The organism is Nocardioides cavernae (assembly GCF_013410035.1).
GTDB classification, from domain to species: domain Bacteria; phylum Actinomycetota; class Actinomycetes; order Propionibacteriales; family Nocardioidaceae; genus Nocardioides; species Nocardioides cavernae_A.
In genome coordinates, this window is record NZ_JACCBW010000002.1 from 559,089 (window position 1) to 572,019 (window position 12,931).

The following is a 12,931-nucleotide window of genomic DNA, read 5'->3' on the forward strand; positions in this document are numbered from 1 at the left end:
GAGCGCTCGTGAACCTGTTGTCCCACTCAGTCCTGCTGCCGCTGGCGGAGGGCGGTGCCTCCCACGCCCCGGTGGTCGCCCCCGACACCGCCGCGGGCGGCGTGTTCGACCTGCTGTGGCTGGTCATCGGGCTGCCGCTGCTCGGCGCCTTCCTGCTGCTCGGCGTCGCGCCGTTCCTGCGCGGCTCGCTCAAGGCCTCCGTCGACAAGCACGGCCACCTGCTCGGCACGGCCACCGCGGTCCTGTCGTTCGTGCTCAGCCTCGTGCTCTTCCTCTCGCTGCTCGGCCGTGACGCGGAGGAGCGCCAGGTCGGCCAGCACCTCTGGACCTGGTTCGAGACCGGCTCGCTCAGGGTCGGCATGGACCTGCTGTACGACCCGCTGGCCGCGCTGTTCCTGCTGCTGATCACCGGCGTCGGGTCGCTGATCCACGTCTACGCGATCGGCTACATGGAGCACGACCCCCGCCGTCGCCGCTTCTTCGGCTACCTCAACCTCTTCGTCGCGGCGATGCTCACGTTGATCCTCTCGGCGAACTTCGTCGGCCTCTTCCTCGGCTGGGAGGGCGTCGGCCTCGCGTCGTACCTCCTCATCGGCTTCTGGCAGCACAAGCCGTCGGCGGCCGCCGCGGCCAAGAAGGCCTTCGTCATCAACCGTGTCGGTGACATCGGCCTCTCGCTGGCGATCGCGCTGATGTTCGCCACGTTCGGCACCACCGACTTCGGCGGTGTGAGCGAGCTCGCGGGGGAGGCCGACCAGGCCACCCTCAACGCCCTCGGCCTGCTGCTGCTGCTCGGCGCGTGCGGCAAGTCGGCCCAGGTGCCGTTGCAGGCCTGGCTGCTCGACGCGATGGAGGGCCCCACCCCGGTGTCGGCCCTGATCCACGCGGCGACCATGGTCACGGCCGGCGTCTACCTGGTGGTGCGGTCGAACTTCATCTACGAGCTCACGCCCGTCGCGCAGACCGCGGTCGTCGTCGTGGCCACGGTGACGCTGCTGTGGGGTGCGGTCCTCGGCTGCGCCAAGGACGACATCAAGAAGGCGCTCGCCGGGTCGACGATGAGCCAGATCGGCTACATGATGCTGGCCGCCGGCCTCGGCCCTGTGGGCTACCCGTTCGCGATCTTCCACCTGCTGACGCACGGGTTCTTCAAGGCCAACATGTTCCTCGGCGCCGGTTCGGTCATGCACGGCATGAACGACGACGTCGACATGCGCCACTACGGCGCGCTCAACAAGGCCATGCCCGTCACCTTCATCACCTTCGCGATGGGCTACCTCGCCATCATCGGGTTCCCGGGCTTCTCGGGCTTCTGGTCGAAGGACAAGATCATCGAGTCGGCGCTCGCCGACAACCTGCTGGTCGGTCTGCTCGCCCTGCTGGGCGCCGGCATCACGGCGTTCTACATGACCCGCCTGATGCTGATGACCTTCTTCACCAGCAAGCGCTGGGAGGCCGACGTGCACCCGCACGAGTCGCCCAAGGTGATGACGGTCCCGCTGATCGTCCTCGCGGCGCTCTCGGTCCTCGGCGGCGTGCTGCTGCTCGGCGACTGGATCGTCACCTGGCTCGAGCCCGTGACCGGCCACGCCGAGCACCACGAGCCGCCGCTGCCGGCGATCGTGATCACCCTGATCATCACCGCCGTCGTCGCCCTCGGCGTCGCTGCGGCCTGGTTCCTGGTCGGCAAGCGTGAGGTCCCGCGCGAGGCCCCGCAGGACGTCTCCTTCGCCACCCGGGCGGCGCGCGCCGACCTCTACGGCGACGCCATCAACGACGCGGTGGTCGTACGCCCCGGTGTCGGCCTCGTCGGCGGACTCACCGCCTTCGACCGCGGCGGCGTCGACGGGACGGTGATGGGGGGTGCGGCGGCCCTCGGCGGCATCTCGACCCTGCTCCGTCGCGTCCAGAACGGCTTCGTCCGCTCCTACGCCCTGTCCCTCCTCGGTGGCGCCCTGCTGGTCGTCCTCGCTCTCCTGGCGGTGAACCTCGGATGATGCTGACTGTCCTGATCCTGATGCCGCTCGTCGGCGCCCTCGTGGTGGCGGTGGTGCCCCGCGCCCAGGTGCGGCCGGTGGGGCTCGCGTTCGCGCTGGCCACCCTCGCCCTCGGTCTGCTCATCGCCAGCCGCTACGACGCCTCGGCCGGCATGCAGTTCGAGGAGACCCACACGTGGATCGAGGCGCTGGGCGTGCACTACGCGCTCGGCGTCGACGGGCTCGGCCTCCTGATGGTGCTGCTCACCGTCGCCATCGTCCCCCCGGTCCTGCTCGCCTCCTGGAAGGAGAGCGACGCTCCCGGGGGTCGCGGCTCGCGCTCCTACTTCGCGTGGGTGCTCGGCCTGGAGGCGACCTCGCTGGCCGTCTACACGGCCACCGACGTGCTGCTCTTCTACATCGTCTTCGAGGCCACGCTCATCCCGGCGTACTTCCTCATCGGCGGCTTCGGTCGCGAGGGCCGCGGCCGGGCAGCGACGAAGTTCCTCGTCTACCAGCTCGCCGGCGGTCTGATCCTGCTCGCGTCGGTGGTCGGCCTGTACGTCGTCTCCGCCAACGCGGGCAACCCGAGCTTCCTGGTCAGCGACCTCGCCGCGCTCGACATCGACGAGACCACGCAGCGCTGGCTGTTCGTCGGCTTCTTCGCGGCCTTCGCGATCAAGGCCCCGATCTTCCCGGTGCACACGTGGCTGGCGGACACCAGCGAGAAGGCGACGCCGAGCACCTCGGTGCTGCTCGTGTGCGTGCTCGACAAGATCGGCACCTTCGGCATGCTCCGGTTCTGCCTGGGCCTGCTGCCGGACGCCTCGCAGTGGGCGACTCCGGTGGTCGTGGTGCTGGCCCTGATCTCGATCGTCTACGGCGCCTTCATCGCGATCGGCCAGGACGACATCCTCCGACTCATCGGTCTCACGTCGCTGTCGCACTTCGGCTTCATCGTGCTGGGCATCTTCGTGTTCAACCCGACCGGTGGCACCGGCGCGATCCTCTACATGGTCAACCACGGCATCGCGACCGCGCTGATGTTCCTGGTCGCGGGGTTCCTCATCAACCGGACCGGCACGACGTCGATCAGCGCGATGGGCGGCGTCGAGAAGCACGCGCCGATCCTGGCCGGGTCGTTCCTCGTCGCCGGCCTGGCCGCGTGCGGCCTGCCGGGCCTGTCCCCGTTCGTGTCCGAGATGATGGTGATCATCGCCGCCTTCGACCACCACTGGCTCGTGGGGGCGGTCGCGGTGCTGGCCATCGTGCTCGCCGCGATCTACGCGCTGTGGACCTACCAGCGCACGATGACCGGCCCCGACCGGGCCGGCATGCTCGCGGTACCCGACCTGGACCGTCGTGAGGTCGGCATCGTGGCGCCGCTGGTGCTGGCGCTCGTGCTGTTCGGCTTCTTCCCGATGCCGCTCCTCGACGTCATCAACCCCTACGTGCAGGACTCGCTCGCCAGTGCGGGCATCGTCCAGGAGGGTGGTCTCCGATGACCGACTTCGTGAAGCCCACCATCGACTACTTCGAGCTCTGGCCGCTGCTCGTCGTCTTCGGCGTCGCCTGCCTCGGAGTCGTCGTGGAGGCGTTCCTGCCGCGCACGGTCCGCTACACCGCCCAGGTGGTGCTGGCGCTCGCCGGCCTCGTCCTCGCCCTCGTCGGCGTGGTGCTGGTCGCGCAGGACGTGAAGACCTACGAGGACGGCGCGGCGCGCGGGGTCCTCGCGGTCGGCGGCACGATCGCCATCGACGGTCCGAGCCTGTTCATCTGGGGCCTCGTCCTCGCCCTCGCGATCGCCGGCGTGCTGCTCTTCGCCGAGCGCCACCTCGACGGCGGCGTCTCGGCCTTCGCCGGCCAGGCCGCGGCGGTGCCGGGCACCGACGCCGAGACCGCGGCGATCGCGGCCAACCGCGAGCACACCGAGGTCTACCCGCTGATGATGTTCGCGGTGTTCGGGATGATGCTCTTCCCGGCCGCCAACGACCTGCTCACGATGTTCGTCGGCCTCGAGGTGCTCTCGCTCCCGCTCTACCTGCTGAGCGGACTGGCCCGGCGGCGTCGCCTGCTGAGCCAGGAGGCCGCGCTCAAGTACTTCCTGCTCGGCGCCTTCTCCTCCGGCTTCTTCCTCTACGGCGCTGCGCTGATCTACGGCTACGCCGGCTCGATGGACTTCGCAGCCATCAACGAGGCGGTCCGCAACGACGTCGGCAGCTCCAGCCTGCTGCTCATCGGCACCGGCCTGCTGTCGGTCGGCCTGCTGTTCAAGGTCGGCGCCGTGCCGTTCCAGGCGTGGACGCCCGACGTCTACCAGGGGGCGCCCACCCCGGTCGTCGCCTTCATGGCGGCCGGCACGAAGGTCGCCGCGTTCGGGGCGATGCTGCGCCTGTTCTACGTCGCCCTCGGTGCCGACCGCTGGTCGTGGCAGCCGATGCTGTGGATCATCGCCATCCTGTCGATGTTCGTCGGCGCGGTCCTGGCCATCACGCAGGACGACATCAAGCGGCTGCTGGCGTACTCCTCGGTCGCCCACACCGGCTTCATCCTCGTCGGCGTGCTCGGGCTGCAGGCCGCGGGTGACCTCGCGGCCGACGAGATCACCTCGCTGCAGGCCGTGCTCTTCTACCTCGCGACCTACGCGTTCGCGACCATCGGTGCCTTCGCGGTGGTCAGCCTCGTGCGCGACGGCGGTGGGGAGACCACCGCGCTCGAGCGGTGGGCGGGGCTCGGCAAGGAGTCGCCGGTCGTCGCCGCGGTCTTCGCGTTCTTCCTGCTGGCACTCGCGGGCATCCCGCTCACGGCCGGCTTCGTGGGCAAGCTCGCGGTGTTCTCCGTGGCGCTGGCCGCGGGCGCGTGGCCCGTGGTGGTCGCGGCCATCATGGCCAGCATCATCGCGGTGTTCCTCTACGTCCGGGTCATCAAGGTCATGTACTTCGACGAGCCCGTCGGCGACGGACCGAGCGTGGCGTACCCGTCGGTGCTGACCGCGACGACCATCGCCGTCGGAGCCGCGATCACCCTCGTCCTGGGCATCCTCCCGGGCCCGGTGCTCGACCTGGCAGCCGTTGCGGGAGAATTCATCAGGTGACCGACTCGCCCCTTGCCATGCCCGTCGTCGACGCCGCTCTCGAGCAGCGGCTCGTCGACCGGATGGCGCGCATCGAGGTGATGCTCGCCGAGCACTGCAAGGGGCGCGCGCAGTTCGTCTCCGAGGCCGCGACGCACCTGATGATGGCCGGCGGCAAGCGGTTCCGGCCGCTGCTCGTCCTCCTCGCCGCGGAGGCCGGGCCCGACCCGGACGCCGCCGAGGTGGAGACCGCCGCGTGCGTCGTCGAGCTCACCCACGTCGCCTCGCTCTACCACGACGACGTCATGGACGAGGCCGACCTGCGTCGCGGGGCCGCCACGGGCAACGCCCGTTGGGGCAACAACGTCGCCATCCTGACCGGCGACTTCCTCTTCGGCCGCTCCTCCGAGCTGACCGCCGACCTCGGGCCCGAGGCCGTGCTGATCCAGGCGCGCACCTTCACCCGCCTCGTCGAGGGCCAGATCATGGAGACCGTCCCGCCCGGGCCGGGGGAGGACCCGCTCGCGCACTACCTCGACGTCGTCGCCGGCAAGACCGGCTCGCTGATCGCCACCTCGGCCCGCTACGGCGCGATGTTCAGCGGTGCCCGCCCCGAGGTGGTCGAGGCGCTGAGCACCTACGGCGAGATCGTCGGCTCCGCCTTCCAGCTCACCGACGACATCCTCGACATCGCCTCCGAGTCCGACGCCTCCGGCAAGACGCCGGGCACCGACCTGCGCGAGGGCGTACCCACCCTCCCGGTCCTCATGGCCCAGGCGTCGACCGACCCGGGCGACGCCCGCCTGCTGTCCCTCCTCGGGCGCCCGCTCACCGACGACGCCGAGCACGCCGAGGCACTCGAGCTGATGCGCCGGCACCCGGCCATGGACCAGGCCCGCGACCACGTCCTCGCCGAGGCGGCGCGCGCCAAGAAGCTGCTCGAGGCCCTCGACCCGGGCCCGGTGCGCACGGCGCTGGAGTCGTTCGCCGACATCGTCGCCACCCGCACCTCCTGACGCCCGACTGCGTCCCGGCAGTGTCCGGTCACTGCCGTTCCTCGCACTTCGCTGGCCGTATCGGTCCGTAGACGTCGACCATCCGTCCACCGGTAGATCAGCGCACCATCAGCGGCAGGCTCGACATCCGGCTCGAAGCGCGCACGTGCTGCGGTCCTTGCCCTCGACCGTGGTTGCGACGGGCCGCATCCGCCGCACGTGCGCGCGGGTGGCACGGGCGCCCCGCGCCGGCGGTTCGGATGATGGGCGCGCCGGTCGATCGCGCCCCGTACACGTGTCCGCGTTCTGGCCCCTCATGTGACGGAGCAAGGGCGCCGTCGCGGACACGTGTCCGATGTGGCGTCCGTGGACGGCCCACGCGGCGCACAGGCTTCGGCGGTCCTGACGGCCCACGATGGTTGTGGCCGGTGCCGACACGTCACGGACGTGCCTGTGGCCCCGCCGTCGTTGACTGGCGGGGTGTGGGGCGGGCTCATCGTCGGCGGGGTCGTGGGACGTCAGGCGGGTCGTCGCCTCTGATCGCCCTCGTGCCGGTGTGGTCGCGTCGGAACCGGTGGCCGTGGGGGCTCGTCCAGTCGTACGTCCCGGGTGCGGTGGTCTCGTAGTGCCAGGAGCTGTGGGTCTTGAGGCGGTGGTGGGTGCGGCACAGCGGGGCGAGGTTCGACGTGGAGGTGGGTCCGCCGGCGTCGAAGGGGACGACGTGGTCGAGGTCGCAGCGGCGGGCGGACCGGGTGCACCACGGGAACACGCAGGTCTGGTCGCGGAGGATCACGGCCTCGCGGATCCGGGTGGTGGGTTCGTAGGCCGGGGTGGAGAGCTCGGTGTTGAGGTCGATGACCGGGCGGATGGTGACCTTGGTCCGGGTGTCGGCGCACCAGTCCTTGACGTGGTCGAGCAGGATGAGGCGCTGGCCTTCGTCGAGGCGGCCGGTGGCGTCGAGGACGGGGCCGTCCGGGGTCGGGCTGGCGTTGAAGTGGGCGTGGAGGACGACCTTGCGGGCGGGCGGGAGGTCGGGTCTCGATACGCCCGCTCGTTCCTCACGGGCTACTCGACCACCTTCTGGTGGGAGGTGGGGTCTCGATACGCCCGCTCGTTCCTCGCGGGCTACTCGACCGACTTCTGGTGGGAGGTGGGGTCTCGATACGCCCGCTCGTTCCTCGCGGGCTACTCGACCGCCTTCTGGTGGGAGGTGGGGTCTCGATACGCCCGCTCGTTCCTCGCGGGCTACTCGACCGCCTTCTGGTGGGAGGTGGGGTCTCGATGCGCCCGCTCGTTCCTCGCTGGCTACTCGACCACCTTCAGGGAAGGCGAGGTCAAGGGCGGTCTGGGTGCGGGCGAGGTCTCCGAGCGCGGCGGAGCGGCGGACGTCGAGGGACGCCTCCGAGCCGAGGGCCTTCAACGTCGCGGCGCCATGAGCCAGTGCCCGGTCCAGGTCGAGGGCGTCGGCAATGTCGAGCTCAGCCTCGAACCGCATCGTCCCGGCGTAGTGCACGTCCTCGTTGTGGAGGGTGGCGTGGCGGGGGTCGACGTGCTGCCACCCGTCCTCCGGATCAGCAGACGGGTCCGCCTCGGCGAGGTCGTACCGCTTGATCGCCTCGGCCACGAGCCGGTCCAGCTGCGCGGGCCCGACGCGTCCCGCGACGGCAGCGACCTGCGCGTCGACGAAGGCTGCGGCCTCGACCGTCAGCGCGGGTGAGGAGTGGATCGTCGTCTCGGCGACCGACCGGGCCCGCCACGCCGGCACGGCACCCGACTGCATCGCTGCGTGCAGGCGGGGGAGGCGGTGGCGCAGCTCGAGCGCGTGCCCGACGAGACGCTTCGCCGCGGTCGTCGAGATCCCGAGCACCGCACCGAGCTCCGCGATGCAGAACTCAGCCACGAGGGGCGTACCGGGGCCGGCGATGGGTTCCTCGTGCTCGCACCCCGGGACGGTGAACGACGCGGCGGTGTGGATCGACTCCGGCGGGTGGAGGTCAGCCCACCGCGCGGCGAGGTCGAGCTGCCGGGCGGCGGCAGCGTTCTCGGCGTGACGCGCGGTGCGGATCGAGGCGAGCAGGCCTGCAGCGGAGAGGTCGTCGTCGACTTCCGCCGCGTCCCGTTCGAGCGTCTCGATCATGTGTTCGATTATATGCGAGCGATCCGACAGTCGCCCGTGGCGGAGCGTCAAGATCGGCCTGGGTTTCGACACGGGCGCCCTGCTCGACCAGCGGCCGGCTGCCGAGCGTACGAGGCGATCGGGCTCGCGGAGCGGGAGCCGACCTAGGCAGCGCAGCTCGCCTGCGCGACGAGCCGGAGCTGGCGGCGCCGGTGGTTGACCGCCTCGACGGTGAACATCGCCAGCGCGACCCACACGAGCGCGAAGCCGATCCAGCGGCTGGCCGGCATCGCCTCCTTGAAGACGAGCAGGCCGAGGGCGAACTGGATGGTCGGTGCGAGGTACTGCAGCAGTCCGAGCGAGACCATCGAGACCCGGATCGCGGCCGCGCTGAAGAGCAGCAGCGGGACCGCTGTGATGATCCCCGTGGTGGTGAACAGCAGGGCGTGCCCGACGCCGTGGCTGGCGAAGTTGGAGGCGCCGGTGCCCACGAGGAAGAAGACGTACGCCGCGGCGAGCGGGGCCATCACGATGGTCTCCAGGGTGATGCTCTCCACCGCGCCCACGCCGGCCTGCTTCTTCAGCAGGCCATAGGTGCCGAAGCTGAAGGCCAGGACGAGGGCGATCCAGGGCGGCCGCCCGTAGTCGATGGTGAGGACGGCGACGGCGACGAAGGCGACGGCCATCGCCGCCCACTGCAGCCGGCGCAGCTGCTCGCCGAGGATCAGCACCCCCATCAGCACCGTGACGAGGGGGTTGATGAAGTAACCGAGCGACGTCTCGACGACACGTCCGTTGTTGACGCCCCAGATGTAGGCGCCCCAGTTGATGGAGACGACGACCGCGGCGCCGCTGATCAGGAGCACCCGGCGGCGGTCGCGCAGGAGGTCGCGGAACTGGCCGACCCGCCGCCACACCACCACGATCAGCAGCATCGTGACGAGTGACCACACGATGCGGTGGGCGAGGAGCTCGATCGCGCCGGCGGGCTCCAGGACGGTCCAGTAGAGCGGGAAGACGCCCCACAGCGTGTAGGCGCTCGCGCCGAGGATCAGTCCGCGACGGCTATCTGGCACTCGGGGAGTCTAGGGCCAGCCCGTCGCCTACGATGGTGCGGTCTCGGGTGCGGGTACACCTCGAGACGTCAGCAGTCACCATCTTCCGAGGGGGAAACACCATGCGGACCTTCCGCGCCGTCCTGGCGGCCATCGTCGCCGCACTGCTCGTCGCCGGCATGCTCAGCTCGAGCGCCACCGCAGGCTCCGCGCCGAAGCGGATCATCGAGGAGGTCCCGCCGCGCGACCACCAGGTCTCCTACAACGCCTTCCGCCTGAAGGGCACCGTCTCGGAGCCGCAGGCCGACGGCACGCTGCTGCCGTACGCCAAGCAGAAGGTGAAGATCCTCAAGAAGAAGTGCGGCTCGTGCAAGTGGAAGGTCGTCAAGAAGGTCAAGACCAACGACGCCGGCGTCTTCAAGACGCGCATCTACGCGCCCGAGAAGGGCCGCTGGAAGTGGCGCTCGAAGGTCGACCGCTCCAACGGCTTCGGCAACACCAAGGGCGAGGTCTGGACCCTCTACTTCCGCTGACCCACCCCGCGTGACCCCGCCTGGACGATCAGATGATCGTCCAGGTGTCGCCACCGCCGATCAGCGCCGCCAGTCGAGCGGCGCGGTCGGCGGTGTCGTCGTTCTCGGGGATGCTGAGGGCCACCTGCTCGCGCGCCTGGTCGTCGTAGGTCGGTCGCTCGACCTGGCGGAAGATGCCGATCGGCGAGGTGTTGAGGTAGCCCGCGTCGGTGAGGCGCGAGATCGCGAACGCCATCGTCGGGTCCGGGTTGTGCGCGTCGTGGACGACGATGTCCGCGGCGTCCACCTCGGCCGTGGCGACGACCGTGACCCCACCCGTCGCCTGGTCCCGGACCAGCGCCCTGGACCCGCGGCCGTCCTCGGACGGTGCGCCGAAGGTCACGGGCTCGCCGTGCACCAGCGGGATGATCGCGTCGGCCTTGGTGTCGGGCGACTTGATCGCGTCGAAGGCGCCGTCGTTGAAGATCGGGCAGTTCTGGTAGATCTCGACGAGCGAGGTGCCGCGGTGGGCGGCCGCCGCGGCGAGGACCTGGGTGAGGTGCTTGCGGTCGGAGTCGATGGTGCGCGCGACGAACGACGCCTCGGCGCCGAGCGCGAGCGAGACGGGGTTGAACGGGTGGTCCAGCGAGCCCATCGGGGTCGACTTGGTGACCTTGCCGGTCTCGGAGGTGGGGGAGTACTGGCCCTTGGTGAGCCCGTAGATCCGGTTGTTGAACAGCAGGATCGTCATGTTGACGTTGCGGCGCAGCGCGTGGATGAGGTGGTTGCCGCCGATCGAGAGGGCGTCGCCGTCACCGGTGACCACCCAGACCGACAGGTCCTCGCGCGCGGTCGCGATGCCGGTCGCGATCGACGGCGCGCGTCCGTGGATGGAGTGCATGCCGTAGGTGTCGAGGTAGTACGGGAAGCGCGACGAGCAGCCGATGCCGGAGACGAAGACGATGTTCTCGCGGCGCAGGCCGAGGTCGGGCAGGAAGGACTGCACGGCCTTGAGCACGGCGTAGTCGCCGCACCCGGGGCACCAGCGGACCTCCTGGTCGGAGGTGAAGTCCTTGCCGGTCTGCGGACCGTCGGCCGCGGCGTCGTGGGCCGGCACCAGCTCGGTGCCCGAGCGCAGGCCCGGCAGGCCGAGGTCGGTGAGGGGTGAGGTGCTCATCAGATGTGCTCCTTCTGGGTGGGCTCGCCCCAGACGCCGAGCTCGACGTCGATGCCCTCGGCCTGGCCGACCAGCTCGCCGATCGCGTGGGCGAGCTCGGTGGCCTTGAGGGGGAGACCGCGTACGTGGTTGTAGCCGACCGCGTCGACGAGGTATTTCGCGCGCAGCAGCAGGGAGAGCTGCCCGAGGTTCATCTCGGGCACGAGGACCTTGTCGTAGCCCTTGAGGACCTCGCCGAGGTTGCTCGGGAAAGGGTTGAGGTGGCGCAGGTGGGCCTGGGCGACGTGGTAGCCGGCCTTGCGGACCCGGCGCACGCCCGCGCCGATGGGGCCGTAGGTCGAGCCCCAGCCCAGGACGAGCACCTTGGCCTCGCCGGACGGGTCGTCGACCTCCACGAGCGGGATCGAGTCGGCGATCCGGTCGACCTTGGCCTGGCGGGTGCGGACCATGAAGTCGTGGTTGGCCGGGTCGTAGGAGATGTTGCCGTGCCCGTCGCCCTTCTCGAGGCCGCCGATGCGGTGCTCGAGGCCGGGGGTGCCGGGGATCGCCCACGGCCGGGCGAGCGTCTGCTCGTCGCGGAGGTAGGGCCAGAACTCGGCGTCCTCGCCCGAGCCGTGGTTCTTCTCGGTGGCGAAGTCGGGGTCGATGACCGGCAGCTCGTCGACGGTCGGGACCCGCCAGGGCTCGGAGCCATTGGCGAGGTAGCCGTCGGACAGCAGCAGGACGGGCGTGCGGTAGGTGACGGCGATCCGGGTCGCCTCGACCGCCGCGGCGAAGCAGTCGCCGGGGGACTGGGGCGCGATGACCGGCACCGGCGCCTCGCCGTTGCGGCCGAACATCGCCTGTAGCAGGTCGGCCTGCTCGGTCTTGGTCGGCAGCCCGGTCGACGGGCCGCCGCGCTGGACGTCGACGACGACGAGCGGGAGCTCGGTCATCACGGCGAGGCCGATGGCCTCGGACTTCAGCGCCACACCCGGGCCCGAGGTCGAGGTGACCCCGAGGTGCCCGGCGTACGACGCGCCGATCGCGGCACCCACGCCGGCGATCTCGTCCTCGGCCTGGAACGTCGTGACGCCGAACGACTTGTGCTTGCTCAGCTCGTGGAGGATGTCGGAGGCCGGGGTGATCGGGTAGGTGCCGAGGAAGACGGGAAGGCCCGACTGGACGCCGCCGGCGACGAGGCCGTACGCCAGCGCGAGGTTGCCGGTGATGTTGCGGTAGGTGCCGGGCGGCAGGACCGCGGGCTTGATCTCGTACTGCACCGCGAACGCCTCGGTGGTCTCGCCGAAGTTCCAGCCGGCCTTGAACGCCGTGATGTTGGCGTCGCGGATGTCGGGCACCTTGGCGAAGCGCTTGGCCAGGAAGGTCGTCGTCGGGTCGGTCGGGCGGCCGTACATCCACGACAGCAGTCCGAGGGCGAACATGTTCTTCGCGCGCGAGGCGTCCTTGCGCGAGAGCCCGAACTCCTTCACCGACTCCACCGTCATGCCGGTGAGGTCGACGGTGTGGACGGCGTACTCCGCGAGGGCGTCGCCCTCGAGCGGGTTGTCCTTGTAGCCGGCCTTGGTGAGGTTGCGTGCGGTGAAGTCGTGGGTGTCGACGATGATCGTCGCGCCCTTGTGGAGGTCGCCGAGGTTGGCGCGCAGCGCTGCGGGGTTCATCGCGACCAGCACGTCGGGGGCGTCACCCGCGGTGAGGATGTCGTGGTCGGCGAAGTGCACCTGGAACGACGAGACCCCGGGGAGCGTGCCCTGGGGGGCCCGGATCTCGGCCGGGAAGTTGGGCAGGGTGACCAGGTCGTTGCCGAAGGCCGCCGTCTCCTGGGTGAACCTGTCGCCCGTGAGCTGCATGCCGTCGCCGGAGTCGCCGGCGAACCGGATGATCACTCGGTCGAGCTGCTTGACCTCTTTCTGGGGTGCTACCACAAGCGTTGACTCTATCCGCCGATCCCTCGCCGTCCGGCGCTGCCTTGCCCTGTGGGACGGCCCTCGGGCGCACCGCGTGACGGACCTCACGTCCACCGGGTC

The 12,931-nt window shown here is 70.4% G+C and carries 9 protein-coding genes; 5 read left to right on the plus strand and 4 right to left on the minus strand.

Annotated elements, in window-relative coordinates; genetic code table 11:
- Positions 1-71: 71 nt before the first annotated feature.
- From nuoL to F4692_RS10265, 4 genes are read left to right on the plus strand one after another with little or no spacing between them, the layout of a single operon-like run.
- Positions 72-1,997, plus strand: coding sequence for an NADH-quinone oxidoreductase subunit L (gene nuoL / locus F4692_RS10250; RefSeq protein WP_308645321.1), 1,926 nt, complete (start codon positions 72-74; stop codon positions 1,995-1,997).
- Positions 1,997-3,481: an NADH-quinone oxidoreductase subunit M gene (locus F4692_RS10255; RefSeq protein WP_179619557.1), complete on the plus strand. Its 1,485-nt coding sequence runs from the start codon at positions 1,997-1,999 to the stop codon at positions 3,479-3,481. Before nuoL ends, F4692_RS10255 begins: the two co-directional genes overlap by 1 nt.
- The gene (gene nuoN / locus F4692_RS10260; protein ID WP_179619558.1) at positions 3,478-5,070 is read left to right on the plus strand and encodes an NADH-quinone oxidoreductase subunit NuoN; all 1,593 of its coding nucleotides are present in this window, start codon (positions 3,478-3,480) and stop codon (positions 5,068-5,070) included. The genes F4692_RS10255 and nuoN overlap by 4 nt, the downstream gene beginning before the upstream one ends.
- A 17-nt stretch (positions 5,071-5,087) precedes the next feature.
- Complete coding sequence (locus F4692_RS10265; protein ID WP_179620451.1) at positions 5,088-6,065, plus strand: polyprenyl synthetase family protein; 978 nt, start codon at positions 5,088-5,090, stop codon at positions 6,063-6,065.
- 472 nt (positions 6,066-6,537) lie between these two features.
- On the opposite strand, the gene F4692_RS10270 is transcribed toward F4692_RS10265, so the two are convergent.
- Positions 6,538-8,181: an HNH endonuclease signature motif containing protein gene (locus tag F4692_RS10270; protein WP_257029743.1), complete on the minus strand. Its 1,644-nt coding sequence runs from the start codon at positions 8,179-8,181 to the stop codon at positions 6,538-6,540.
- Between the two features lie 143 nt (positions 8,182-8,324).
- On the minus strand, positions 8,325-9,236 hold the full coding sequence (rarD, locus tag F4692_RS10275) for an EamA family transporter RarD (RefSeq protein ID WP_179619559.1): 912 nt from the start codon (positions 9,234-9,236) through the stop codon (positions 8,325-8,327).
- A gap of 101 nt (positions 9,237-9,337) precedes the next feature.
- Here rarD and F4692_RS10280 point away from each other — a divergent pair, with 101 nt between their 5' ends.
- A complete protein-coding gene (locus F4692_RS10280; protein ID WP_179619560.1) occupies positions 9,338-9,748 on the plus strand; it encodes a hypothetical protein in 411 nt (136 codons plus the stop codon).
- 28 nt (positions 9,749-9,776) lie between these two features.
- Here the strand turns inward: F4692_RS10280 and F4692_RS10285 are convergent, their stop codons facing one another.
- Both F4692_RS10285 and F4692_RS10290 read right to left on the minus strand, forming a co-directional pair.
- Positions 9,777-10,904 carry a 2-oxoacid:ferredoxin oxidoreductase subunit beta gene (locus tag F4692_RS10285; RefSeq protein WP_179619561.1) on the minus strand — a complete coding sequence of 376 codons (1,128 nt, stop codon included), beginning with the start codon at positions 10,902-10,904 and terminating at the stop codon, positions 9,777-9,779.
- Positions 10,904-12,919 carry a 2-oxoacid:acceptor oxidoreductase subunit alpha gene (locus F4692_RS10290; protein ID WP_374757296.1) on the minus strand — a complete coding sequence of 672 codons (2,016 nt, stop codon included), beginning with the start codon at positions 12,917-12,919 and terminating at the stop codon, positions 10,904-10,906. The genes F4692_RS10285 and F4692_RS10290 overlap by 1 nt, the downstream gene beginning before the upstream one ends.
- Between the last annotated feature and the right edge of the window lie 12 nt (positions 12,920-12,931).

Excerpts from the sequence above, each read along its gene's own strand:
- F4692_RS10255 (WP_179619557.1), top strand. The coding sequence starts at position 1,997 with ATGCTGACTGTCCTGATCCTGATGCCGCTCGTCGGCGCCCTCGTGGTG.
- nuoN (WP_179619558.1), top strand. The coding sequence starts at position 3,478 with ATGACCGACTTCGTGAAGCCCACCATCGACTACTTCGAGCTCTGGCCG.
- F4692_RS10265 (WP_179620451.1), top strand. The coding sequence starts at position 5,088 with ATGCCCGTCGTCGACGCCGCTCTCGAGCAGCGGCTCGTCGACCGGATG.
- F4692_RS10270 (WP_257029743.1), bottom strand. The coding sequence starts at position 8,181 with ATGATCGAGACGCTCGAACGGGACGCGGCGGAAGTCGACGACGACCTC.
- F4692_RS10280 (WP_179619560.1), top strand. The coding sequence starts at position 9,338 with ATGCGGACCTTCCGCGCCGTCCTGGCGGCCATCGTCGCCGCACTGCTC.
- F4692_RS10285 (WP_179619561.1), bottom strand. The coding sequence starts at position 10,904 with ATGAGCACCTCACCCCTCACCGACCTCGGCCTGCCGGGCCTGCGCTCG.